This is a genomic window from Caballeronia sp. INML3B (assembly GCF_023631305.1).
GTDB lineage: Bacteria > Pseudomonadota > Gammaproteobacteria > Burkholderiales > Burkholderiaceae > Caballeronia > Caballeronia turbans.
In genome coordinates this window covers 1-22,880 of record NZ_JALQDI010000058.1, presented here as the reverse complement: position 1 = coordinate 22,880, position 22,880 = coordinate 1, and the positions used below count along the sequence as shown (strand labels likewise).

Genomic DNA, 22,880 nt, shown 5'->3' with positions numbered 1-22,880 from the left:
GCTGTGTTCAACGGATCCAAGGAGATCGACATGACTATTCTCGTGACGGGCAGCACCGGCGTGATCGGCACACAGGTTCTCGACCATCTGAAGGACGGTGGCGCGAACGTGCGCGCGCTGACGCGCTCGCCGGAGCGCGCGAGTTTTCCGGCGGGCGTGACGGCGGTGAAGGGCGACCTGACTGAAATCGGCGCGCTGCGCGAGACGATGAAAGACATCGACACGCTCTTTCTTCTCGCGCCGAACGCCCCGGACGAACTGACGCAGGCCCTGCAGGCAATGAGCATCGCGCGCGAGGCGGGCGTGAAGGGCATCGTGTATCTGTCGGTGTTCAAGGGCGATGCCTACACGGACGTGCCCCATTTCACCAGCAAGCACACGGTCGAGCGCATGATCGAACACTGCGATCTCCCCGCGACGATCCTGCGCCCAGCCTACTTCATGCAGAACGACATCCGCCTGAAGGATGCACTGCTGCATCACGGCGTATATGGCATGCCGATCGGCGCCAAAGGCATTTCGATGGTGGATGTCCGCGATATCGGCGATGCCGCCGCGCGCGAACTGTTGCGCCGCGAACGCAGCGACGCGCCCTTGCCGCGCGAAGCCTATGAACTCGTCGGCCCCGATGCGCTGACGGGCGACAGCATCACAGCGATCTGGCGCGATGCGCTGCAACGCGAGATCCGCTACGGCGGCGACGATCTGGACGCGCTCGAAACCCGCATGAAAGGCGCGGGCCCGGATTGGCTCGCCTACGACATGCGTCTCATGATGCAGCGCTATCAACAGGATGGCGCGGTGGCCTCGGCACAGGAAGTCGGGCGCCTTACTTCGCTGCTCGGCCGTCCGCCGCGTGACTATCGCGATTTCGCCGCCGAAGCCGCACGCGAATGGGCCACGCAATAAAGCGAAGTGAAAACGCCGGGCTCGGCAGAAAGACGCCCGGCCCGCGACGCAGAATTCACCGCAAACGTTTGCCCGATATTTATGTTCCAATTGACGAAATTATCCGTCTTGCAAACTACGATGCCTCCGCGATTCACGATCGCGATCCATCGATTGGACATGGCCCATGCGGACTCAATACGAGGCGTCGAGCCCGGAAAGCAATATCAAGGCGAAACATGAGCAACTGGCGCATTTCCAGCGATGGTTCGCCACGTTCGCGAGCCTCGCCCATTCGCGGCTTCCCTTGTCCGCTTATCTGCAAAAAGTCACCGACACGCTGAGAGAAGTCGCGGGCGTCGCGTCCGCCGTGGTGGAATGGATCGAAGGCGACTCGCTCATCTATCGCGCGGTGAGCGGCGCGGCGGCGGCGCACATCGGCGTGCGGCTGCCTACTGCCGGCAGCCTGTCGGGCCTGTGCATCACGCGCCAGCAGGCGCTCATCTGCCGCGATTCGGCGACGGACCATCGGGTCGATCGCGCCGCATGCGAGGCGGTCGGCGCCGTGTCGATGGTGGTCGCGCCCGTCGTCTACGAAGGCCGCTCGGTTGCGGTGCTGAAGCTCATCTCCGGCGAGGCCGATCATTTCGGGCCACCCGATATCAGCATTCTCGACGCGTTTTGCGCGTGCATCGCGGAGACCATCGCGCGCGAGGAAATCGCGCAGGAAAACCGCAAGCTCGTGAAGGAAAACGCCAGCGTGACCGCGGATCTTTCAGTCGAGTCGTCGCTGCGCATCGAATTCGAAAAGAAGCTCGCCGACGCCATGCGCCGACGCCAGACCGTGCTCGACAACGCGCATGTCGCGTTCGTGTCGATGGACGAGGCCGGCATGGTCGTCGACTGGAACGAGGCCGCTACGCTCCTCTTCGGCTGGAAGCAGCAGGAAGTGACGGGCCGCGAGCTTGCCTCGCACATCGTGCCCGAGCGCTTTCGCGACGCGCATCGCGCCGGACTCACGCGCTATCTCGCGACGGGCGAGGCGCGCATGATCAACCGGCGCTTCGAGCTGCCCGCGCTGCGCCGCGACGGCAGCGAGTTCGCCGCCGAGCTGACGATCAGCGAAGTCTGGTACGAAGGCCAGCGCCAGTTCGCGTGCTTCGTGCACGACATCACCGACCGGCACGTCGCGACCGAGGCGAACGAACGTCTGCGCCTGCTCATCGACTCGGTGAGCGACTATGCGATCTGCATGCTCGACCAGAACGGCCATGTGCGCTCGTGGAACGACGGCGCGCGTGCGATCTACGGCTTCTCGGCGGCCGAAGCGATCGGCCGGCATTTCGCGCTCTTCTACACATCCGACGAACACGGGCGCGACCGTCCCGGCGACGACCTCGCGCTCGCCGCGAAGCGCGGCCGCATCGAGCACGAAGACTGGCACGTGCGCAAGGACGGCTCCGAGTTCTGGGCGCACGTCATGCTGAGCGCGCTGCCCGGCAACAGCGACGGCGAGCAGAGCTTCGTCAAGATCACGCGCGACATGACCGCGCGGCGGCGTCTCGAGGAACTGGAAGCATCGAGCCGGCGCATGAACGAGTTTCTCGCGTTGCTCGGTCACGAGCTGCGCAATCCGCTCGCGCCGATCCGCAACGCGGTGAGCATCCTCAAGCTCAAGGCGTCCGACGATGCCGAGGTGGTCCGCAGCCGCCAGATCGTCGATCGTCAGCTCGCGCATCTGACTCGGCTCGTCGACGATCTGCTCGAAGCCGGGCGCGTCAGCTCGGGCAAGATCCGCCTGACGACGGCGACCGTCGATATCGCCGATGTCGTGCATCTGAGTGTCGAGGCCAGCCAGCCGCTGTGCGACGAGCGCGGGCAACGCATCGACGTGAAGGACAGCGGTCAGCCCCTTTTCGTGAACGGCGATGCGACGCGGCTCGTGCAGGCGCTCAACAATCTGCTCAACAATGCGTCGAAGTTCAGCCCGCCCGGCTCGACGATCACGCTCGAAGTCGGCCCGCGCGGCGGCTCGGTGCTGGTGCGCGTGACCGACGAGGGCCGCGGCATTTCTTCCGAGGCGCTCGGCACCGTGTTCGATCTTTTCGTGCAGGAGCATCCGCCGGGCGCGCATCCGGACGAAGGCGGTCTCGGCATCGGCCTGACGCTCGTGCGCGCGATAGCGGAACTGCACGGCGGGCATGTCGAGGCGAAGAGCGGCGGCGCGGGACGAGGCAGCGCGTTCTCGCTCTGGCTGCCGCTCGCCGAGGCGCCGGCGAGCGGCGCACCGGCAGGCGGGACGCCGCTCGCCGTGACGAGCCGTCAGCTCGACGTGCTCGTCGTCGATGACAACCGCGATTCCGCCGACAGCATGACGCTGCTCGTCGAGCTGCTCGGCCACAACGCGCGCGCCGCCTACGACGGTCCGGGCGCGCTCGATTTGTTCGAAGCGCTTCGGCCGCAGGTCGTGCTGCTCGATCTGTCGATGCCCGGCATGACGGGCTTCGACGTGATCCGCCGCATGCGTCAGGACGGCGACAAGCCCGGCGGCACACGCGCGATCGTCGCCGCGATGACGGGCCTCGGCTCGGACGAAGACATGGCGCGCACGCGCGCCGCCGGTTTCGATGCGCACCTCGTCAAGCCGGTCGATCTTCCGGAACTGGAGCGCGTGCTGGCGCTGGCGGCGCGCGTCTGACGATTTCCGGCGCGCCGGGAACGGCACGCACGCGCGCGGGCGTTTTCGCGAGGCGATACGGCACTTTCCGCACCGGCCAGAACGCGCCGTTAGCATCGGCGTCGCGCAAATCGTCGAACTCACCGGGCAGTTGCGTGGCAGGGCCGGTGCGCGGCAGCGTCCGGGCGCGAAGGTCGCGCTCGCGGAGAACAACGGCGGTCAGCTTGCGGGCGATTCGGCCGTCGCGCTGGTCACGATTCTCTCGACGTAAGCTCGGTGCATTCCACCGTCACATTGCCCCGCTCCTCGAAGCGCGCGAGCACCGGCGCTTCGGCCAGCGCGTCGGTGACGAGCGTCCAGTTGCGCTCGAGCGGCGTCCAGTGCTGCTGGCTCGCGCGCTCGAGCTTGTTCGACGTGACCAGCACGAACACGCCCGCCGCCTGCGCGATGATGCATTCCTTCAGAAACGCCTGCTCCGCCGTCGCTTCGCACAGTCCGCGTCCGGCGACGACACCGTCCGCGCCGAGAAACGCCTTGTCGAACGTGACGCGCGTGAGCGCCACCTGCGCGATGGGCCCGAGCGTGCTCATGCTCGATGGCCGCACGTCGCCGCCGATCAGCGTCACGCGCACGTCCGCCGACGCGAGCACATTGACCGCGAGCAGATTGTTGGTCACGACGTGCACTTCCGAACGGCCGGCGAGCCAGCGCGCGAGCGCCGCCGTGGTCGTGCCGCCATCGAGGAAGATGGTGTCGCCGTCCTGCACGTGACGCGCGGCCGCGCGCGCGATCGCCTCCTTTTGCTCGCGAAAACTTTCGCGGCGCGTATCGAGCGATTCTTCCGGCTCGTGCATGCCCACCGATGCCGCGCCGCCGTACGTGCGCACGATGCGCCGCTCCTCGGCGAGCGCGCGCAGGTCGCGGCGCACCGTCGCTTCCGACATGCCGAAGTGCTCGCACAGCGCGGCGACATCGTTCATGCCGGAAAGCACGGCCTTGAGCATGGCTTCGCGGCGTTTTTCGACTTTCATCCTGTTCCCTGAGTTCTTTGCGGTTCTGACGGCGACGCACAGTGTAGCGAACCGGCCGGGTCCGTCGAATGCTGGCGGTTCATTCTGAACGTATCGCAAGCAATTTGATCGATTCGATCAGAGTAAACCCGCACGACGACGGATTTGCGCGAAATACGCCGAAGGACTACACTCCCATACGCTCGATTCGATCACTTTATGATCGAATCGCGCAAAAACCACTCTGGAGACTTGCATGGCTCAGATTCATATCAAGCGCGCCGTCGAGCGCGTGCCTGGCGGCATGATGATCGTCCCGCTTCTGATCGGCTCGCTGATCGCGACCTTCGCGCCGAACATGCCGAAGTTCTTCGGTTCGTTCACGAACGCGCTCTTCACCGGAGCGTTGCCGATTCTCGCGGTGTTCTATGTGTGCATGGGCGCGAGCATCAACGTGAAGGCGACGCCCTATCTCCTGAAAAAAGGCGGCGCACTGTTCGCGACGAAGGTCGGCACCGCGGTCGTCGCGGGCGTCGTGCTCGGGCACTTCCTCGGCGAGCAGCCGATCACGTCGGGCGTGTTCGCGGGCATCTCGACACTCGCTGTCGTCGCCGCGATGAACGACACGAACGGCGGCCTGTACATGGCGCTGATGGGGCAGTACGGCCGTTCCGAAGATGTGGGCGCCTACACGATCATGTCGCTCGAATCCGGCCCGTTCCTGACGATGGTCACGCTCGGCGTCGCGGGTCTCTCGGCGTTTCCGTGGCCGACGCTCGTCGGCAGCATCCTGCCGCTCGTGGTCGGCATGCTGCTCGGCAATCTCGATCGCGAGATGCGCGACTTCCTCGGCCGCGCCGTGCCGGTGATGATTCCGTTCTTCGCGCTGGCGCTCGGTGCGAGCCTCGATCTGCACAAGGTCTGGCAGGCGGGCCTGCTCGGCATCGGCCTGGGCTTCGCGGTCGTCGTCGTGACGGGCATTCCGCTTTATTTCGCGGATCGTCTGACGGGCGGCACGGGTGTCGCGGGCGCGGCGGCGGCGAATACCGCGGGTAACGCGGCCGCCGTTCCGGCGCTGATCGCGGCGGCCAATCCCGTCTATAACGAAGCGGCCAAATCCGCAACGCTGCTCGTCGCGGCGTGCGTCGTCGTGACGGCAATCGTGTCGCCGATATTGACCGCGTCGATTGCGAAACGCGTGAACGCGCAAAACGATGCGCGCTTGGCATCGAAGACACGCGAGGCCACGCAATGAAGAGCTTGTTGATCGTCGCCGACGATCTGTCCGGCGCCGCCGATTGCGCGATCGCGTTCGCGGCGGCCGGACTGAAAACCGTCGTCTCGCTCGATGAGAACGCATCACACGCGAACGCAAGAGTCATCGCGGCGGACACCGACACGCGCCGCCTCGCGCCCGCCGACGCCGCGAAGCGCACGGCGAGCACCTGGCAGACGCTGCGCGCGCCGGGCCGGCGTCTCTACAAGAAGATCGATTCGACCTTGCGCGGCAACTGGAGCGCGGAAGTCGCGGCGCTGACGCGGCTCGCCGGACCGGCGATCGTCACGCCCGCGTTCCCGGCGACGGGCCGAACCGTGCGCGATGGCCGTGTGTTCGTGCGCGGCGTGCCGCTCGAAGACACCGAAACGTGGCAGCTCGAACACGCCGGGCAAAACGCGGGGTTGCGCGCGATGCTCGACATGGTCGGCCTGCGCGTCGCGCACGTTTCGCTCGATGCGTTCCGGGCCGCGCCGCACGACGTCGCCGCGATGATCGCATCGGCGGCCGCGTCGGCGGATGGCATCGACGCCATCATCGTCGATGCCGAAACCAGCGGCGATCTGGCCGCGCTTGCCCGCGTGACCGCATCGGTCGATGCGCCGTTTTTCTGGGTCGGTTCCGGCGGACTCGCGCGCGAACTGGCCGCCCTGCCCGATCTCTTCGATGCCGATGCGTCCTCGCACCCGGCAAGCTCGATCGATCCGACGCAAGGCCCGATCCTCGCGCTCGTCGGCAGCCTCTCCGCGATTTCCGAGCGTCAATGCGCGATGCTGTGCGCCGAAGCCGGCGTGCGCGAAATGATCGTGCCGCCCGCCGTGCTACGCGATGGCGCGCAACACCCGCAATGGCAGGCGTGGCATGAACGAATCGGCGATTCGGTGCGCGGCAGGGAAGACGCGATCGTGCGCATCGGCCGCGACGACGCGTTCGATCCCGCCGAAGGCGCGCTGCTGTCGAACGCGCTCGCGGCGCTCGTCGCGCCTCAATTCGACGCGCTCGGCGGACTGATCGCGACCGGCGGCGAAACCGCGCGCGCGATCCTTTCCGCCGCGAGCGTCGGCAGCCTCGAACTCGTGCACGAAATAGAAGCGGGTGTCGCGCTCGGACGGCCAGCGGGCGGCACAGGCCCTTCCATCGTCACGAAAGCGGGCGCGTTCGGCAGCGAGCACGCGCTGCTCGGCGCCTACCTGCATTTGCGCGGCGCGGATATTCCCGTCGCGCGTTAAGACACGACATCACCAGACGAAAGATCATGACCAACACACTCCCCGTAATCGGCATCACGATGGGCGACGCGAGCGGCGTAGGCCCGGAAGTCGTCGTCAAGAGCCTCGCGCACGACGCCGTCCATCGGCAGTGCCGTCCGCTCGTGATCGGCGATGCGCGCCGTCTCGAGCGTGCGAACGAAATCGTCGGCGGCAAGGCGACCGTGCGACGCATCAAGGATGCGACCGAAGCGCGCTACGAGCCGGGCGTGATCGATTGCATCGATCTCGGCCTGATTCCCGACGACCTGCCCTTCGGCGAGCTTTCCGCCGTCGCGGGCGATGCGGCGTATCAGTACATTGCGCGCGCCGTCGAACTGGCGCAGGCGAACCAGATCGACGCGATCTGCACCGCGCCGCTCAACAAGGAAGCGCTGCACGCGGGCGGCCACAAGTTTCCCGGTCACACGGAGATGCTCGCGCATCTGACGGGCGTCGATGAAGTGTCGATGATGCTCGTCGCGCCGCAACTGCGCGTGATCCACGTGACGACGCATATCGGCATCATCGACGCGATCCGCAAGATCGAGCCGGGCCTCGTGCAGCGCACGATCGAGCGCGGCAACGCGACGCTCGTGAAAGCGGGCATCGAGAAGCCGCGCATCGGGGTGTGCGGGATCAATCCGCATGCGGGCGAGAACGGGCTGTTCGGCTATGGCGAGGAAGAGGAAAAGATCATCCCCGCCGTGAAGGTCCTGCAGGAACGCGGTCTCGATGTGACCGGCCCGCTGCCTGCCGATACGCTCTTCTACCGCGCGGGGCGCGGCGACTTCGATCTCGTAGTCGCGATGTATCACGATCAGGGGCACGGTCCGGTGAAGGTGCTCGGTCTCGAAGCGGGCGTGAACGTGACGGTGGGGCTCGATGTGATTCGCACGTCGGTGGATCACGGCACGGCGTTCGATATCGCGGGCAAGGGCATCGCCGATGAAGGCAGCATGCTCGAAGCGCTGCGTCAGGGCGCGGAGCTGGCGACGCGGCGTCACTGAACGCAGTTGGCGCGATAATGGGTGCTTCACACGAAGCACGCGCGCCGACCGATCATGACCTCTTCCTTCGATACGCTGCACGACATATGGCGCATCGCCGGCTTGCCCGGCGATGCGCTTTCTTTCATCGACCTTCCGGGTCGCGATCCGGTTTTTCCATCGAGCTTCGCCGTCGGCACGGCGGCGCAGGCGAGCATCGGCGCGGCCGCGCTCGCGGCGTGCGAGCTTGGTGCGCTGCGTGGCGGCGCTCGGCAGCGCGTGTCGGTCGACATGACGCATGCGGCGGTCGAATGCACCGGCGCGTTCATGGTCGATGGCAAGGAGCCGGAAACGTGGGGACGCTTTTCCGGGCTCTATCGCTGCGCCGATGGCTACGTCCGCATTCACGCGAACTTCGAACATCATCAGGATGGCGCGCTGCGGCTGCTCGGGCTCGATCCGAAAACGGCGACGCGCGAAGACGCCGAGCGCGCGTTGCTCGCGTGGCGCGGCTGCGATTTCGAGAACGCGGCGGCGGAGCGTGGGCTCGTCGTCACGATGCTGCGCACCTTCGATGCGTGGGACGCGACGCCGCAGGCGCAAGCCGTCGCCGCGCAGCCATTGATGACGATCACGCGCATCGGCGATGCGGCGCCTCTCGCGTTGCCGCCCTTGTCCGCCGATGCGCGTCCGCTCGACGGCCTGCGTGTGCTCGATTTCACGCGCATTCTCGCGGGGCCGGTCGGCGGGCGCGCGCTGGCTGCATTCGGCGCGGACGTGATGCTCGTGAATGGACCGCATCTGCCGAATATTCCCGCGATTGCGGATACGAGCCGGGGGAAACGCTCGGCGTTGCTCGACCTTCGCTTGGCTTCGGATCGCGACACGCTCTGGCGGCTGATCGATGACGCGCATGTGTTCGCGCAGGGGTATCGGCCGGGCGGGATCGCATCGCTGGGTTTCGGGCCGCAGGCGCTGGCGGCGCGCAGGCCGGGGATCGTCTATACGTCGCTGAGTGCGTATGGCACCGAGGGTCCGTGGGCCGAGCGGCGCGGCTTCGATTCGCTCGTTCAGACCGCTATGGGTTTCAACGCAGCCGAAGGCGAAGCGGCGGGCGAAGGCAAGCCGCGTCCCTTGCCCATGCAGATGCTCGACATGGCGAGCGGCTTCCTGATGGCGTTCGGCGCGGCCGCCGCGCTATGGAAACAGCAGCGCGAAGGCGGAAGCTGGCATGTGCAGGTTTCGCTCGCGCAGACGGGGCACTGGGTGCGCGGACTCGGGCGCGTGGCGGGCGGGCTGAAGACGGCGAAGCCGGATTTCGCGCCGTATGTCGAGCGGTACGAATCCGGTTTCGGCGAGCTGATGGCCGTGCGGCCGAGCGCGCAACTGGCGCGCACGCCCACGGGCTATACGCGCAATTCGGCGCCGCCGGGGACGTCGGACGCGCGGTGGTGACGCGCGTTTGCTGAACCGCTTCAAAGCGCGAACGTCCTGCGCGCGAGCGCCAGATATCCGCCCAATCCCAGCATGACGGCACCCGAGGTGCGTGTGAGGAATCTCGCGCGCGCGGCACGTGCGGCACTCGAGCCGAGCAGGCGCGACGCCGCGAGCACCGCGCCGACATCGACGAGCGTATTCAACGTGACGCAGATGCTCCCGAGCAGCACCAGTTGCGGAATCAACGCCTGACCTTGCGCGACGAACTGCGGAAGGAACGCCAGGAAAAAGAGCGCGGTTTTCACGTTGAGCGCTTCGACGAGAATGCCTTCGCGGAACGCGCGACGCGCACCGTGCGACGTAACCGGGGCGAGATCGGCTGCCTCTTCCTTGCGGATCAGAAGGCGAATGCCGAGGTAGATCAGGTACGCAGCCCCGATGTATTTGACGATGCTGAAGAGCATCGCCGACCGGGCGATCAGCAGAGAAAGGCCGAGCGCCGCGGCAGCGACGTGAAACAGGCCGCCGACCGCCGTGCCGAGACACGACGCCATGCCTTCGGCGCGGCCTCCTGCGACGGTTCGCGCGACGACATAAGCGATGCCGGGGCCGGGCGTAATGGCAAGCACGGTCGCCGCGATGAGAAATGTAAGGAAGGTCATGGTCTGTCACCCGGCCCGCGACATCGCCTGAGCCAGCTCATCATGTCCGCGCGCTTGCAACGTATCGGCTGCATTGATTCGATCGCGCGCCTCCTTGTTCTGGCTCAGCTTCGATTTGCCCACGAGCGATGTCACGGCGATCTCGATGCCCACGATGTTTCGCAATATGCCGTCGATGAACTCGGGTTCGGAGTCGCCCATCTTCCACGGCTTCGGCTCGTTCGCCTCGTGCCGCCGCGTCAGGCGCGCGACGAGGCCGCGCACGAACGGCTCGTCATCGCGCACGGTGAGCACGCCGTGCGCGTGCACGACTTCGTAATTCCACGTCGGCACCTGCCGATGCGCCTCGTGCTTGCTCGGATACCAGTTCGGCGAGATATACCCCTCGGCGCCGCGAAAAATCACCATGACGGGCGTGCCGGTCGGGTATCGCTGCCAGATATCGTTGGCGCGCGCCACGTGCGCGGTGAGCAACCCGTGCGTGCCCCGGTCCGGATCGAATTCGAAGGGAATGTGATTGGCGTCCAGACCGGCGTCGTCGCGCGTGACGAGGATGCCGAGCACATGCGCGCGAATGATCCGTTGCAACTCTTCGGGGCGAGTTTCTGCGAAATGCGGCGGGATATACATCGTGAATGCTCGACTGATGTGACGGAACTCCGTGACTATCGCCCGAAACAGGCACAATACGAAGGTCCAGTTTCGGTCGATTTTCATGGTCCAGTTGAACAAGCCTTCGTCGAGCGCGGTCGGTACGGGACAACGCATCTACGATTTGCTGCGCGCGCAGATCGCCGACGGCACGTTGCCCGCAGGCGCGCCCGTGCCATCGACGCGCGCGCTGGCGGCGGAGCTGGGCGTCTCGCGCACCACGGTTACCGCCGCCTACGAACAGCTCGCGGCCGAAGGCTTTCTCGTCACATCGGCGGGCCGCGTCGCACGGGTCGCGACGCCGCCCGTGCCCGTCGCGCCGCCCGGCCCCGCGCGTGTCGCCCGCACGGCGCCTGCGCTCTCCGCATACGGCCGGCGCGTCTCCGGCCTGCCCATGCCGGTTCTGCCTCAGACGAAGAAGGGCACTGTCAGCTTCCTGTACGGCGCGGTGTCCGCGCGCGACTTCCCATCGCTGATCTGGAAGCGGGCTTATCAGGCCGAGTTGCTGCATCAGCCGGACAGCCTCTACTACGTCGCGCCCGAAGGCGATGCCGCGCTGCGGCGCGCGCTGCAGGCGTATCTGGGCCGGGCGCGCGGACTCGTCTGCGACAGTGAGCAGATCGTCGTGGTGAACGGCACGCAGCAGGCGCTCGATCTATGCGCGCGCGTTTTGCTCGATCCCGGCGATACGTTCGCGTTCGAAGACCCGGGCTATCTGATCGCGCGCCACTGCTTCGAAGCGTCGGGCGGCGTGCCGCTGCCCGTTCCCGTCGACGAACATGGTCTCGACACGCGCCGTCTGCCCGCTCGCGGCCGCGCGCGGCTCGCCTACGTGACGCCATCGCATCAGTTTCCGTTGGGCGGCGTGTTGCCGGTCGGGCGCCGGCTCGAACTGCTCGAATGGGCGCGACGGCACGATGCGTGGATCATCGAGGACGACTACGACGGCGAGTTCCGTTACGGCCAGCGCCCGATCGACGCATTGCAATCGATCGATTCGAATGGCCGCGTGATCTACATCGGCACATTCTCCAAGGCGCTTTCGCCGCATCTCCGTCTGGGTTACATGATCCTGCCGCACGATCTCGTGCCGGTGTTCCGTCAGGCCAAAAGGCTGAGCGACCGTCATTCCGCGGTCATCGATCAGCGTGTTCTCGCATCGCTGATCGAAGGCGGCGCGTACGAACGTCACGTGCGGCGCGTGCGGCGGGAATACGAACGGCGTCGCGCCGCACTGCTCGATGCCATCGCGTGTCTTCTGCCGCGCCGCGCGGAGGTGACCGGCAGTGCCGCCGGGCTGCATGTCACGCTGTGGCTGCCGTTTCTCGATTCGAACGATGAGGCGGCGCTCGTGGCCGCTGCGCATGCGAAAGGCGTGGGTGTCTATCCGGTGTCGCCGCTCTATGTCGCGCCGGCCGTTGCCGCGCGCACCCGGCCCGCCGGCCTGATCCTCGGCTATGCCAGCGTGCCGGTCGATCAGATTCGCAGAGGTATCGAGATACTCGCCGGCGTGATCGGCGATACGAGCGCCTGAGTTCGCCTGCGCGGCAGCGTCAGGCCGACTGCGCTTTGGGCTCGCTCGTCACGCCCGCGTCGATGCTCACCGGCACGCGCCGCGCGAGCGCGCACATCAGCTCGTAGCCGATGGTGCCGGACGGCTCGGCCACCTCGTCCACCCGGACGTGCTCGCCCCACAGTTCCACCGATGATCCGATGCCCGCCGCCGGGCACGGCGTGAGATCGACGGTGAGCATGTCCATCGACACACGTCCGACGATGCGCGTGCGCACGCCGTCGATCATCACGGGTGTGCCCGTCGGCGCGTGGCGCGGGTAGCCGTCCGCGTAGCCGCATGCGACCACGCCGATTCTCATCGCGCGATCCGCCGTGAAGGTGCGGCCATAGCCGATCGTCTCGTTCGGCGCGAGCGTCTGCACGCCGATGATGCGGCTTTCGAGCGTCATCGCCGCGCGCAGGGCGAAGCCTTCGATGTTGCGCGCGCGGCCCGTCGGCGACGCGCCATAGAGGATCGTGCCGGGCCGCACCCAATCGCGATGCGCGCGCGGATGCCACAGCACCGCCGCCGAATTGGACAGCGAGCGCGTGCCGGGAAGATTGCGCGTGGCGGCATCGAACTCGTCGACTTGCCAGTCGATCGCGCCATCGTCCGCGTTCGCGAAGTGGCTCATCAGGCCGATCAAGCCGACCGCGCCGATGCCCGACGCTCGCTCCCACGCGGCTTCGAACTCGCCCGGCCGGTAGCCGAGCCGGTTCATGCCCGAGTTCATCTTCAACTGGATGTCGATGCGTTCGCTCGGCCGCGCCGCTTTGAGCAGCGCGAGTTGCTCGTCGCAATGCACCGTCACGGTGAGGCGATGACGATCTGCCGTCTCGACGTCCGCAGGCTCGAAAATGCCTTCGAGCAGCAGAATCGGTTTCGTCCAGCCGAGTTCGCGCACGCGCACGGCTTCGTCGAGATCGAGCAGTGCGATGCCGTCCGCTTCCGCGAGCGCCGGATAAATGCGCTCTATTCCATGACCGTAGGCATTCGCCTTGATCACGGACCAGACGCGCGAGGACGGCGCCATGCGCTTGACGAGTTGAAGGTTCTGACGAACGGCGTCGAGATGAATGCGCGCGGAAATCGGACGTGGCATGACGTGCTGGATGCGAGGTTAAAGGCAGTGGATCGACGAATCGTATCGGCCAAATCGCAGTAGTTGTTATTTTATTTGCGATGTTTTTTGGTCGAAACGACTGACGGCTTCGGAGCCGTTCTGGCGCGCTTCGGCGTATGGTGTCGTTCATGCCGCGCCGCCGAGGAGCACGCCATGAACGACGCCCGCCGTCTCGCCTGTCTGCGTATCGTGCTCGTCATCGTCGGGCTGATCGCGCTGTTCGGCCTCTATCCGCTGATGTTGCTGTGGCCTTCGGGATGGGCATGGGAAAGCGGCCACGCGGGCCGCTCCGAGTATGCGCTGATGATCGTCGGCATCTATGCGACGCTCGGCGTGTTTCTGCTCATCGCATCCCGTGCGCCGATGCGGCATCTGAGCCTCATCTGGTTCACGGTGTGTTCGAGCGTCGTGCACGGCGCGATCATGACCGTGCAATCGTTCGGCGGCGCGGGACATTTCGGTCACCTGGCGGGCGATGTCCCCGCGCTTTTCATCGTCGCCGCCGCGCTCGCCGTCTTCACACCGCGCGGCGACACGGCGCGCAAGCTCAGCTCAGATAGCCAAGATGCTCAGCCAGAATGACACTGCCGACGCCGATCAGGACCAGACCGCCGACGATTTCCGCCCGCTTGCCGATGGTCGCGCCGACGAGCCGCCCGACCATCACGCCGATCGTCACCATCAGCATGGTCGCGAAGCCGATGGTCGCGGCCGTCGAGAAAATATCGACATCGATGAACGCGAGGCCTGCGCCGACCGCCATTGCGTCGATGCTGGTCGCGAAACCGGTGAGCGCGAGCACCCAGAACGAATGCGAGTTGGGTCTTTCCTCGTCGTGGGCCGCTTCGCTCAAGCCTTCGCGAATCATGCGCGCGCCGAGCACGAAGAGCAGGCCGAACGCGATCCAGTGATCCCAGGCCGTTACATACTGCGCGGCCGCCTTGCCCAGCGCCCAGCCGACGAGCGGCGTCAGCGCCTCGATCACGCCGAAGATCACGCCGGTCTTCAACGCTTCCGCGATGCGCGGCTTGTGCAGGGTCGCGCCCTTGCCGACCGCGGCGGCGAAGGCGTCGGTGGACATGGCGAAGGCTAGAAATATCGTAGAGGCGAGGTTCATCGAGTAGCGCTCTGGTCGGGCAAGATGGAACGACAGAACACGCGCCCGACCGGTCGCGAATTCCGTCGATGGTCTTGCCAACCTGTGACGGCTGCCCATGCCACGGTCTGAACGACCGAGCGTGTTGACATGAGCGCTTTTCCAGTGCGGAAAAGCCGGCTACTCCCCAGCGAAGAAGCGTGAGCTTAACACGGGTGCATGGGCGTTCCTGCGTCCATGAGACGGGTTGGGGTACAGTGGGCGGGCAATGCCGCCATTCCCACCTCATGCAGACAGCACCGAGAAGGAGGCACCATGCAGGCAGGTCAACCGACTCAATCGGCCGCGCGCGAAGCGGTCGAGCGCCTTTATCGCGCGTTTTCACCAAGGACGTCGCGCTCTTGCGGCAGGCCGTCACCCCCGACTGGGAGTACATTCCCGAGCCGCCCGGACAGAAGCCAGGTCCCGATCAGATGATCCCCATCTTCGATGATCTCGCGACCGCGCTGCCCGACATGCGCATCGACATTCTCGACATGCTGGTGCAGGACGATCGCGTCGGCATTCGCGCGGAAGTGAGCGGCACGCAGTCGGGGCCATTGCTGGGCATCGCCGCGACGAAGAAGCCGATCCGCTTCGCAATTCATTCGTTTCACCAGCTGCGCGATGGGCTCGTGTCGAAAACGTGGCATCTCGAAGACTGGCTGAGCGTGTTCCGGCAACTCGACGCAGTGCCGCCGAGGGTCAATCCGCCGGTTTAGCCGCGGCGCGTGCGCGGCTTCGCGCGGCAGGCGCGATGCCCTCTCAAACGTCCCAAGGACTTCCGCGTGCAAGGAAATTTGTTGCAACGCGTCAAATGTGCTAACCTAGGGTTATTACCTAGTTAGTTACCCCTAGTCCGGAGTCCATCATGGGAATCATCGCCGCAACGCCCATCGCCCTCGTTTCCTTCATCGCCGCCAAGCTGCGCGCCGCCACGCGCGATGCGCTCATCGCACGCGCCAAGGTCAGCGCGCTGATGGCCGAAGCCTATCGTCGGACGTAATGCGCCGGCGCGGGAGACAAGTCCCGCGCCTCCTTGCATCGCTCACTGCAACGTGTAGGCGATCACGTAATCGCCCGCTTTGGTGCCGAGCGAGCCGTGGCCGCCCGCCGTCACGAGCACGTACTGCTTGCCGTTCGCATCGGCGTAGCTCATCGGCGTCGCCTGTCCGCCTGCCGGCAGACGCGCTTCCCAAAGCTTCTTTCCGTCGCGCACGTCGTACGCCCGCACGTATTGATCGAGCGTACCCGTCAGGAACGCGACGCCGCCCGCCGTCACGATCGTCCCGCCGAGACTCGGCACGCCGAGCGGCATTGGAACGGGCAGCGGCGCGCTGTCGACGATCGTGCCGTTCTTGTGCATCCACGCGATCTTGTTCGTGCGCAGATCGACAGCCGCCATGTAGCCCCACGGCGGCGCCTGACACGGAATCCCGAGCGGCGACAGAAACGCGCTGATCTCATAGGCGAACGGCGTGCCGCGCGCCTGCTTGATGCCGCTCGTCTCGCTCGTGCTCGTCGCGCCTTCCTGAAGCTTTTCGCGCGGAATCAGCTTCGACGTGAACGCCATGTAATCCGGATTTGCGATGAGAATCTGCCGCACCGGATCGACTGAAATTCCGCCCCAGTCGAACACGCCGAAATTGCCCGGGAACACCAGCGTCCCCTGTTCCGATGGCGGCGTGAACGGCCCGTCGTAGCGCAGGCTCTTGAACTTGATGCGGCACCAGAGCTGATCGAACGGCGTCGTGCCCCACATGTCCGCTTCCTTCACGTGCGGCGGATTGAAGTTGAGCGCGGAGACCGCCTGGGTCGGCGCGGTGTGATCGCCCTTCGCCGCGCCCTGCGGCACCGCCACTTCGCTGATCGGCACGATCGGCTGCCCGGTTTCGCGATTCAGCACGTAGATGCTGCCCTGCTTCGTCGATGCGATCACCGCCGGCTCCGTGCCGTGCGCCGTCTGCAGGTCCACGAGCGTCGGCTGCCCGCCGACGTCCATGTCCCACAGATCGTGATGCGTGAACTGGTAGTTCCAGCGCAGCTTGCCCGTCGCGGCATCGAGCGCGACCACGCCCGCCGCGAATTTTTCCGCCTGCGGCGTGCGCCCGCCGCCCCACAGGTCGGGCGTCTGGTTGCCCATCGGGAGATAGATCATGCCGCGCTTCTCGTCGACACTGAACATCGACCACATGTTAGGCGAGTTGCGCACGTAGGTCCCACCGGCCGCGATGGGCTCGGTGGCGTCCGGATTGCCCGGATCCCAGTTCCAGACGAGATGGCCGTCATTGACATCGAACGCGCGGATCACGCCCGAAGGCTCATTGTTCGATTCGTTGTCGGTCACGTGGCCGCCGACGATCACGAGGTTGCGGAACACCGCCGGCGGCGACGTGGAGTAATAGCCGCCCGGCGTGAACGGGCCGATGTTGGCGCGCAGATCGATCGCGCCGCCCTTGCCGAAGCTCGCGCACGGCTTGCCGGTTTCTGCGTCGAGAGCGATCAGGCGGGCGTCGGCGGTCGGCAGGAAGAGGCGGCGCGGGCATTCGGCCAGCGCCGTGGTCTGCGCGGGCGTCTGCACCGGCGCGGCGGGCTCCGATGCCGCCGCAGGCGCGGACGCGGCCAGTGCCTCGGTTTCGGACGACGCAACCGGCGCGCTCGCTTCGGCCGGCGCGGATGCCGCCGCAGCCTCGGATGGCATCGGATGCATGGACGTATCGTAATAAGCGACGCCCCGGCAAGTCATATGCTCCCAGTGCTTGAAGCCGATCGGGCTCTGGATCTGCGGGTCGAAGCGCCACTTTTCCTTGCCGCTCGCCGAATCGAGCGCGATCACCTTGCTGTGCGGCGTGCACAGGAAGATCGTGTCGCCAACCTTGAGCGGCGTGTTCTCGTCGGTGGTCTCGGTCGGATCGCCTGCGCCGGGCATGTCGCCGGTGCGATACGTCCACGCCACCTTCAGTTGATGCGCGTTCTCCGGCGTGATCTGCGTGAGCGGCGCGTAACGCTGCGCGAGCGGCGAGCCGCCATAGTCGATCCAGTCGCCCGGCGCACGGCCGGTCGCGGCGTTGGCGTCGGGCTGATTCGCGTCGGCGGCGACATTCACGTCGATGCGCCCCGGCCGATCATGCGGATCGATGAAATACGTGCCGATGCCGAGCAGCAGTGCGAGCACGATCGCAGCCGCGAGCGGCGTGCGCGCCCCGCGCGCGGTCGCGGGCGGGCCGAACAGCGCGCCGCGATGCACGAACGGAATCAGCAGCCAGATGCCGAGCAGCACCCAGATCCACAGACGCGGCATCAGTTGCCAGAAGTCGAAATGCACTTCGAACACGGCCCAGATCGTCGAGCCGAATAACACGAGCGCGAAGAGCAGCAGCGCGGAGCGCCGCCGTATCAGCAGCAAAAGGCCTGTCAGGGCGATGGCCGCGCCCGCGATCGCGTAGTACCACGATCCTTTCAGCGCCACGAGATACCCACCGCCCGCCGCCAGCAACACGCCGATGACAATGAACACGATGGCCGTAAAAAACGTGAGCGGATGAAGTCTTCCGTTGACAGCCATGCTGAAACCCTCCGTGACGATGAATGGCGGAACACGGCCGAGGAGACGGTCGTGGTTCGGACGCTGTCGCGTCGTGGATGGGAGCAATCGTTGTGCCGTTCGGCCGGAGATGGACGCGCGCGGAGCTGGCTTTACAGATGACTTTCGGGGAAAAGGCGCGTGCGCGCCTTCCGGTCAGAGCGGCCGCGGCCAGAGTCCGCCGCACGCATTCGCGGGCATGACGCCGGACACGAACGCGGCCTTCAGATCGGCGCGTTCGGAGAAGCGCGGCGCATCGAACCACAGCAGGAATTCGTCGCCCCAGTTGCCCCACGCGTTTTCGTCGAAATCGAAATCCTCGTCGATGCGCCCGTTGTCGCGCAGATAGGCACCGACCAATTGCGTGCCGTTCCAGTATGCGACGGCGACGTCGGTCAGATCGGCCGTCACGCCGCGCGGAAGATCGCGCAGCAGCATCGCGACATGCGCCTTGAACGATTTGAATTCGGTCGGTCTCATCGCGTGCTCCGCTTCAAAGAAGTGCGTGAAAAAAACCTGCATGCGGCGTGCTCGTTCAGCCGAACACGCCTTTATTCAAATCCTTTTCGAACGCGGCGGTCCATTGCGTGCCGTGTCCAATGCGATATTCGCGTTCCTTCAGCGTGGAACGTCGCGTGATGGTGACGAGGCCCTGCAACGGATAGACATCGTCCACGACATCGGACTCGCCGCCTTCCTGCACGAGAAAATCGCTCTCGTCGAGCCGATGGCGCTCGAGAATCGCGAGGAACTCCGCCTTTTCGTCCGGCGCGATCACAGTCATGAGACCCTCCAAGATCGAAGGCTGCTTCCATTCAAAGTAGCACACGCGCGGCGCAACGTCGGCGCATATCTTGCGACGAGCGCGGGACGGCGCACGCGCCATGTCTCAGGAGGAGTCGATCACGATGAAACACGCATCAATCACGATGTGCGCCGGCGCGCTTGCAACGCTCGTCGCATGCACGCACGCCCATGCCGACGATGCCATCTGCGGCACGCTCGAAAGCGCAACGAACGGACAGGACGGCATGATCGCGCTGCGCGAAGGAGAAAGCGTGAATTTCTGGCGGGGCGGCACCGTGCGGCACGGCGCGTTGCACGTCTACAAGGACGGCGAGGTGTATCGCGTGTACTGGCAGCCGGAGGGGAGCGGCGACCTGTACGTGCTCGCGAATGAAAGCGCGACCAGCGCGCGGCTCATCCTGACGCCGCCGCGCGGCACGAAGGTCGACACGGGACCGGGCAGCCTGCCGCCGCAGAAAGTGCTGTCCTGTCCCGCGCTATAGCGGTTACTTCGCGGCGAGCACCTTGCCGATCGCATCGGCGACGATCTGCACGTTGCTGTCGTTCAGGCCCGCGACGCACATGCGGCCCGAGCGCAGGATATACACGCCGAATTCCTCCTTGAGGCGATCCGCCTGCTCCGCGACGAGACCCGTGTACGTGAACATGCCGCGCTGCTTGATGTAGCGCGTGAGCATTTCGCCGCGCACGTGGTCCTTCAGGCCGTCGTGAATCGCCTGGCGCATGCGCGCGATGCGCTGGCACATCGACGCAAGCTCCTGCTCCCACGACTGCTTCAGTTCGGGCGTGTTCAGCACATGCGTGACGATCTTCGCGCCGTGCGTCGGCGGATTGCTGTAGTTCGCGCGCACCGCGCTCGTCAACTGGCCGAGCACGCGGTCGGCCGCGGCGGCATCGTCGCTGATGACGTGCAAGCCGCCGCAGCGCTCCCCGTACAGCGAGAAATTCTTCGAGAACGAATTGGCGATGAACGCCGGCACGCCACGGCGCGCAAGTTCGCGCACGGCGAACGCGTCGTCGTCCAGACCCGCGCCGAAGCCCTGATACGCCATATCGACGAACGGCAGCAGATCGCGCTTCTGGAGCACGTCGATGATCTTCACCCATTGCGCCTGATCGAGATCGACGCCCGTCGGGTTATGGCAGCACGCGTGCAGCAAGACGACACTCTTCGCGGGCAGCTTGTCGATGGCTTCGAGCATCGCGTCGAAGCGAAGGCCGCCGGTGGCTTCGTCGTAATAGGGGTACGTGTTCACCTCGAAGCCGGCACGCTCGAAGATGAACCGATGGTTCTCCCACGTCGGATCGCTCACCCATACTTTCGATTGCGGGAAATAACGCTTGATGAAATCCGCGCCGACCTTCAGCGCGCCCGAGCCGCCGAGCGTCTGCACGGTCGCGATGCGGCCGCCCGCGCGCGACGGGCTGTCGTTGCCGAATACGAGTGCCTGCACGGCGTCGCGATAATGCGCGAAACCGGCCATCGGCAAGTAGGGCTTCGGGCCGGGATCCTTCAGGATCGACAGTTCGGCCTCGCGCACCGCCTGCATCACCGGCAGGCGGCCTTCGTCGTCGAAGTAGATGCCGATGCTCAGGTTGACCTTGTTGGTGCGCGGATCCTTCTGGAAATTTTCGTTCAGCGACAGGATGGGGTCGCCGGGGTAGGCATCGATATGTTCGAACATGGTGTCGGTATCAGGACGAGAGATCAGCGGGATTGCAGGCGGTGGGCGCGCTTTGCGTCAGCGCCCCTTTTTTTGAGATAGTAGCCGATTCCGAGAACGGCCAGCCAGGCGGGGATCAGATAGACGGACAGGCGCAGGTCCGGAATCTCGTACATGACCCACGCGATGCCCGCGAGAAATGCGAGCACGATGTAATTCGTGAACGGATGGCCGAAGCTCCGAAACGATGTCGTCTCGTTGCTCGCGCGCTTTTGCCGGCGAAACATCAAGTGGATGATGCTGATCATCGCCCAGTTGATGACGAGCGCCGACACCGCGAGGCCCATCAAAAGCCCGAACGCGCGCCCCGGAATCGCGTAGTTGATGACGACGCACGCCGCCGTGACGATCGCCGACACCGCAAGCGCCGCGAGCGGAATGCCGCGCCCGCTCACGTTCAGCAGCGCGCGCGGCGCGTTCCCCTGCTGCGCGAGGCCGTAGAGCATGCGGCTGTTCGCATACACGCCGCTGTTGTATACGGACAGCGCGGCCGTCAGCACGATCACGTTGAGCCCGTTCGCGACGAGTGTGCTGTTCATATCGCGGAAGATCAGCACGAACGGGCTGCCGCCGGTCGCCACCTTGTCCCACGGATACAGCGCCAGCAGCACGCCGAGCGCGCCGACATAGAAAATCAGGATGCGATAGATGACCTGATTGGTCGCGCGCGGAATGCTGCGCGACGGATCTTCCGCTTCCGCCGCCGTGATGCCGACGAGCTCCAGCCCGCCGAACGAAAACATGATCACGGCCATCGACATAACGAGCCCGCTCACGCCGTTCGGAAAAAAGCCGCCGAGCCGCCAGAGGTTCGTGACGCTCGCCTCCGGTCCGGCCTTGCCCGACGCGAGCAGATAGCCGCCGAACAGGATCATCCCGACGATCGCGGCCACCTTCACGATCGCGAACCAGAATTCCGTTTCGCCGTAGGACTTCACGCTCGTCAGGTTGATCGCATTGACGATGACGAAGCACCCGAGCGCCGATATCCATGTCGGCAGCCCCGGCCACCAGTACTGCATGTAGATGCCGACGGCGGACAGCTCCGCCATGCTCACCAGAATGTAAATGGCCCAGTAATTCCAGCCGGAGATGAACCCGGCGGCGTGGCCCCAGTACTTGTCGGCGAAATGGCTGAAGGAACCGGCGACCGGTTCGTCGACGATCATCTCGCCCAGCTGCCGCATGATGAAAAACGCCATCAGCCCGGCGATCGCGTAACCGAGCAGCACGGACGGCCCGGCGAGCTTGATGGTCTGTGCGACGCCGAGAAAAAGCCCGGTGCCGATCGCGCCGCCGAGCGCGATCAGCTGGATGTGGCGGCTCTTCAGCCCGCGCCTGAGTTCGTGTTGGGATGCTTCGTTTGTCTTGCCTGAAACCATGTCGATGCCTGCATGAACCGCAAAATTACCCGCTCGTTTGACGGGACGATCGACCGCGTCGATTCGTCCGACTTTTCCGCGCTTCTAATCAGATAAAAAGTGTTGTTTTTTCGTGCGGATGACCCCACAGGCCGCTGCAAAAAAGGCCGATTATCTGTCGACGGATCTGCGATTTTACCGCCCGGCGACCCCAGAAGCCTTGATGGGCGGACCTACCGCAGCGCGCGTCCCGGACCTGAGCGCCGCACAACAAACGAACTGAGGCCGAAATCAGGGGTTGTTCGGAGGATTGCCCGGCGCGCATCGGCGGGAGAATCGCATCATCCACTCACAACGGGGTCGCCATGTATCAGACGATGGAAGGAAACGCCAGGCCGCATCGAACGGCGCAGTGTTTCACTGAAGGATCGCAGGACAGCGCGGCGGCGACGCAAGCCGAATTGCTGCACGCGCTGCAGGCGGCGTCGGACAACATCATGCGCCTCGCGGGCAAGTTGCGCGGCGAGCGCGATGCAACCGACGACGACGCCGTGACCATCACCGAGCAGCATGCGCTCGCGCAACAGCTGATCGGACGCTTGCTGGCGCTGCCCGCGTCGCAGGCGTAACGGACCAACAGGGCCAGGGGGGGGGGGGCGCGCCGCCCCCGCGCGGGGGCTCGGGGGGTAGGTTTAATTTGTATTTTTATATAATATCCCGGGGGTGGGGGTTTTTTGGGGTGTGGGCGGTGGAGT

At 65.6% G+C, this 22,880-nt stretch carries 22 protein-coding genes, 1 pseudogene and 1 riboswitch; of the genes and pseudogenes, 13 read left to right on the top strand and 10 right to left on the bottom strand.

What is annotated here, in order from left to right:
* The first annotated feature begins 30 nt into the window (after positions 1–30).
* The 3 genes and pseudogenes from NCS58_RS25625 to NCS58_RS25615 all read left to right on the top strand — a co-directional run.
* Entirely contained in the window at positions 31–909 is an 879-nt protein-coding gene (locus NCS58_RS25625) for an SDR family oxidoreductase (RefSeq protein WP_061116512.1), read from the top strand.
* 166 nt (positions 910–1,075) lie between these two features.
* Positions 1,076–3,586 (top strand): PAS domain S-box protein, encoded by a 2,511-nt coding sequence (locus NCS58_RS25620; protein WP_250477783.1) that lies wholly within the window; start codon positions 1,076–1,078, stop codon positions 3,584–3,586.
* Between the two features lie 97 nt (positions 3,587–3,683).
* A pseudogene (locus NCS58_RS25615) lies at positions 3,684–3,836 on the top strand (thiolase C-terminal domain-containing protein); the annotation flags it as partial.
* Here the strand turns inward: NCS58_RS25615 and NCS58_RS25610 are convergent.
* On the bottom strand, positions 3,817–4,596 hold the full coding sequence (locus NCS58_RS25610; RefSeq protein WP_061116218.1) for a DeoR/GlpR family DNA-binding transcription regulator: 780 nt from the start codon (positions 4,594–4,596) through the stop codon (positions 3,817–3,819). The pseudogene NCS58_RS25615 and the gene NCS58_RS25610 sit on opposite strands and share 20 nt — an antisense overlap.
* Before the next feature lie 235 nt (positions 4,597–4,831).
* On the opposite strand from NCS58_RS25610, the gene NCS58_RS25605 reads away from it, so the two are divergent.
* From NCS58_RS25605 to NCS58_RS25590, 4 genes are read left to right on the top strand one after another with little or no spacing between them, the layout of a single operon-like run.
* The gene (locus NCS58_RS25605; RefSeq protein ID WP_061116217.1) at positions 4,832–5,830 is read left to right on the top strand and encodes a 2-keto-3-deoxygluconate permease; all 999 of its coding nucleotides are present in this window, start codon (positions 4,832–4,834) and stop codon (positions 5,828–5,830) included.
* Complete coding sequence (locus NCS58_RS25600) at positions 5,827–7,080, top strand: four-carbon acid sugar kinase family protein (protein WP_061116216.1); 1,254 nt, start codon at positions 5,827–5,829, stop codon at positions 7,078–7,080. Before NCS58_RS25605 ends, NCS58_RS25600 begins: the two co-directional genes overlap by 4 nt.
* A gap of 26 nt (positions 7,081–7,106) precedes the next feature.
* A complete protein-coding gene (gene pdxA, locus NCS58_RS25595) occupies positions 7,107–8,108 on the top strand; it encodes a 4-hydroxythreonine-4-phosphate dehydrogenase PdxA (RefSeq protein ID WP_061116215.1) in 1,002 nt (333 codons plus the stop codon).
* Between the two features lie 54 nt (positions 8,109–8,162).
* Positions 8,163–9,542, top strand: a complete 1,380-nt coding sequence (locus NCS58_RS25590; protein WP_061116214.1) for a CoA transferase — start codon at positions 8,163–8,165, stop codon at positions 9,540–9,542.
* 20 nt (positions 9,543–9,562) lie between these two features.
* Here the strand turns inward: NCS58_RS25590 and NCS58_RS25585 are convergent, their stop codons facing one another.
* Together NCS58_RS25585 and NCS58_RS25580 are read right to left on the bottom strand one after the other, a co-directional pair.
* Positions 9,563–10,186 carry a LysE family translocator gene (locus NCS58_RS25585; RefSeq protein WP_061116213.1) on the bottom strand — a complete coding sequence of 208 codons (624 nt, stop codon included), beginning with the start codon at positions 10,184–10,186 and terminating at the stop codon, positions 9,563–9,565.
* A 6-nt stretch (positions 10,187–10,192) separates the two neighbouring features.
* Positions 10,193–10,816 (bottom strand): FMN-binding negative transcriptional regulator, encoded by a 624-nt coding sequence (locus NCS58_RS25580; RefSeq protein ID WP_250538908.1) that lies wholly within the window; start codon positions 10,814–10,816, stop codon positions 10,193–10,195.
* Positions 10,817–10,901: 85 nt separating this feature from the next.
* Between NCS58_RS25580 and NCS58_RS25575 the strand changes: the two genes are divergently transcribed.
* Positions 10,902–12,371, top strand: a complete 1,470-nt coding sequence (locus NCS58_RS25575; protein ID WP_061116211.1) for a PLP-dependent aminotransferase family protein — start codon at positions 10,902–10,904, stop codon at positions 12,369–12,371.
* A gap of 19 nt (positions 12,372–12,390) precedes the next feature.
* Here NCS58_RS25575 and alr read toward each other — a convergent pair whose 3' ends face one another.
* The gene (alr, locus tag NCS58_RS25570) at positions 12,391–13,494 is read right to left on the bottom strand and encodes an alanine racemase (RefSeq protein ID WP_061116210.1); all 1,104 of its coding nucleotides are present in this window, start codon (positions 13,492–13,494) and stop codon (positions 12,391–12,393) included.
* A 174-nt stretch (positions 13,495–13,668) separates the two neighbouring features.
* On the opposite strand from alr, the gene NCS58_RS25565 reads away from it, so the two are divergent.
* A complete protein-coding gene (locus tag NCS58_RS25565) occupies positions 13,669–14,097 on the top strand; it encodes a DUF6632 domain-containing protein (RefSeq protein ID WP_061116511.1) in 429 nt (142 codons plus the stop codon).
* Here NCS58_RS25565 and mntP read toward each other — a convergent pair.
* Positions 14,063–14,632, bottom strand: a complete 570-nt coding sequence (mntP, locus tag NCS58_RS25560) for a manganese efflux pump MntP (protein ID WP_061116209.1) — start codon at positions 14,630–14,632, stop codon at positions 14,063–14,065. The genes NCS58_RS25565 and mntP overlap by 35 nt on opposite strands.
* Positions 14,633–14,639: 7 nt before the next feature.
* A riboswitch (yybP-ykoY riboswitch) is annotated at positions 14,640–14,812 on the bottom strand.
* Between the two features lie 200 nt (positions 14,813–15,012).
* Between mntP and NCS58_RS25555 the strand changes: the two genes are divergently transcribed.
* Both NCS58_RS25555 and NCS58_RS34225 read left to right on the top strand, forming a co-directional pair.
* Entirely contained in the window at positions 15,013–15,372 is a 360-nt protein-coding gene (locus tag NCS58_RS25555) for an ester cyclase (protein ID WP_250538906.1), read from the top strand.
* A 149-nt stretch (positions 15,373–15,521) separates the two neighbouring features.
* A complete protein-coding gene (locus NCS58_RS34225) occupies positions 15,522–15,656 on the top strand; it encodes a hypothetical protein (RefSeq protein WP_284502400.1) in 135 nt (44 codons plus the stop codon).
* Positions 15,657–15,698: 42 nt separating this feature from the next.
* Here NCS58_RS34225 and NCS58_RS25550 read toward each other — a convergent pair whose 3' ends face one another.
* From NCS58_RS25550 to NCS58_RS25540, 3 genes are all read right to left on the bottom strand, one after another.
* Entirely contained in the window at positions 15,699–18,215 is a 2,517-nt protein-coding gene (locus NCS58_RS25550; RefSeq protein WP_061116207.1) for a glucose/quinate/shikimate family membrane-bound PQQ-dependent dehydrogenase, read from the bottom strand.
* A gap of 174 nt (positions 18,216–18,389) precedes the next feature.
* Positions 18,390–18,713 (bottom strand): hypothetical protein, encoded by a 324-nt coding sequence (locus NCS58_RS25545; RefSeq protein ID WP_061116510.1) that lies wholly within the window; start codon positions 18,711–18,713, stop codon positions 18,390–18,392.
* Between the two features lie 55 nt (positions 18,714–18,768).
* Positions 18,769–19,017, bottom strand: a complete 249-nt coding sequence (locus NCS58_RS25540) for a hypothetical protein (RefSeq protein ID WP_061116509.1) — start codon at positions 19,015–19,017, stop codon at positions 18,769–18,771.
* 124 nt (positions 19,018–19,141) lie between these two features.
* Here NCS58_RS25540 and NCS58_RS25535 point away from each other — a divergent pair, with 124 nt between their 5' ends.
* On the top strand, positions 19,142–19,522 hold the full coding sequence (locus tag NCS58_RS25535; protein WP_061116508.1) for a hypothetical protein: 381 nt from the start codon (positions 19,142–19,144) through the stop codon (positions 19,520–19,522).
* 3 nt (positions 19,523–19,525) lie between these two features.
* Here the strand turns inward: NCS58_RS25535 and NCS58_RS25530 are convergent, their stop codons facing one another.
* Both NCS58_RS25530 and NCS58_RS25525 read right to left on the bottom strand, forming a co-directional pair.
* Positions 19,526–20,725: an amino acid aminotransferase gene (locus NCS58_RS25530; RefSeq protein ID WP_061116206.1), complete on the bottom strand. Its 1,200-nt coding sequence runs from the start codon at positions 20,723–20,725 to the stop codon at positions 19,526–19,528.
* Between the two features lie 23 nt (positions 20,726–20,748).
* A complete protein-coding gene (locus tag NCS58_RS25525; protein WP_061116205.1) occupies positions 20,749–22,146 on the bottom strand; it encodes an amino acid permease in 1,398 nt (465 codons plus the stop codon).
* Between the two features lie 344 nt (positions 22,147–22,490).
* Here NCS58_RS25525 and NCS58_RS25520 point away from each other — a divergent pair, with 344 nt between their 5' ends.
* A complete protein-coding gene (locus NCS58_RS25520; protein WP_061116204.1) occupies positions 22,491–22,754 on the top strand; it encodes a hypothetical protein in 264 nt (87 codons plus the stop codon).
* Positions 22,755–22,880: the final 126 nt, after the last annotated feature.

Bases quoted from the DNA above. Each gene is read 5' to 3' on its own strand.
- NCS58_RS25540 (WP_061116509.1), bottom strand. From the start codon at position 19,017: ATGACTGTGATCGCGCCGGACGAAAAGGCGGAGTTCCTCGCGATTCTC.
- NCS58_RS25565 (WP_061116511.1), top strand. From the start codon at position 13,669: ATGAACGACGCCCGCCGTCTCGCCTGTCTGCGTATCGTGCTCGTCATC.
- NCS58_RS25625 (WP_061116512.1), top strand. From the start codon at position 31: ATGACTATTCTCGTGACGGGCAGCACCGGCGTGATCGGCACACAGGTT.
- NCS58_RS25600 (WP_061116216.1), top strand. From the start codon at position 5,827: ATGAAGAGCTTGTTGATCGTCGCCGACGATCTGTCCGGCGCCGCCGAT.
- NCS58_RS25610 (WP_061116218.1), bottom strand. From the start codon at position 4,596: ATGAAAGTCGAAAAACGCCGCGAAGCCATGCTCAAGGCCGTGCTTTCC.
- NCS58_RS25530 (WP_061116206.1), bottom strand. From the start codon at position 20,725: ATGTTCGAACATATCGATGCCTACCCCGGCGACCCCATCCTGTCGCTG.
- NCS58_RS25525 (WP_061116205.1), bottom strand. From the start codon at position 22,146: ATGGTTTCAGGCAAGACAAACGAAGCATCCCAACACGAACTCAGGCGC.
- NCS58_RS25545 (WP_061116510.1), bottom strand. From the start codon at position 18,713: ATGAGACCGACCGAATTCAAATCGTTCAAGGCGCATGTCGCGATGCTG.
- NCS58_RS25620 (WP_250477783.1), top strand. From the start codon at position 1,076: ATGCGGACTCAATACGAGGCGTCGAGCCCGGAAAGCAATATCAAGGCG.
- NCS58_RS25590 (WP_061116214.1), top strand. From the start codon at position 8,163: ATGACCTCTTCCTTCGATACGCTGCACGACATATGGCGCATCGCCGGC.
- pdxA (WP_061116215.1), top strand. From the start codon at position 7,107: ATGACCAACACACTCCCCGTAATCGGCATCACGATGGGCGACGCGAGC.
- NCS58_RS25550 (WP_061116207.1), bottom strand. From the start codon at position 18,215: ATGGCTGTCAACGGAAGACTTCATCCGCTCACGTTTTTTACGGCCATC.
- mntP (WP_061116209.1), bottom strand. From the start codon at position 14,632: ATGAACCTCGCCTCTACGATATTTCTAGCCTTCGCCATGTCCACCGAC.
- NCS58_RS25605 (WP_061116217.1), top strand. From the start codon at position 4,832: ATGGCTCAGATTCATATCAAGCGCGCCGTCGAGCGCGTGCCTGGCGGC.
- NCS58_RS25520 (WP_061116204.1), top strand. From the start codon at position 22,491: ATGTATCAGACGATGGAAGGAAACGCCAGGCCGCATCGAACGGCGCAG.
- NCS58_RS25580 (WP_250538908.1), bottom strand. From the start codon at position 10,816: ATGTATATCCCGCCGCATTTCGCAGAAACTCGCCCCGAAGAGTTGCAA.
- alr (WP_061116210.1), bottom strand. From the start codon at position 13,494: ATGCCACGTCCGATTTCCGCGCGCATTCATCTCGACGCCGTTCGTCAG.
- NCS58_RS34225 (WP_284502400.1), top strand. From the start codon at position 15,522: ATGGGAATCATCGCCGCAACGCCCATCGCCCTCGTTTCCTTCATCGCC.
- NCS58_RS25585 (WP_061116213.1), bottom strand. From the start codon at position 10,186: ATGACCTTCCTTACATTTCTCATCGCGGCGACCGTGCTTGCCATTACG.
- NCS58_RS25575 (WP_061116211.1), top strand. From the start codon at position 10,902: ATGGTCCAGTTGAACAAGCCTTCGTCGAGCGCGGTCGGTACGGGACAA.
- NCS58_RS25535 (WP_061116508.1), top strand. From the start codon at position 19,142: ATGAAACACGCATCAATCACGATGTGCGCCGGCGCGCTTGCAACGCTC.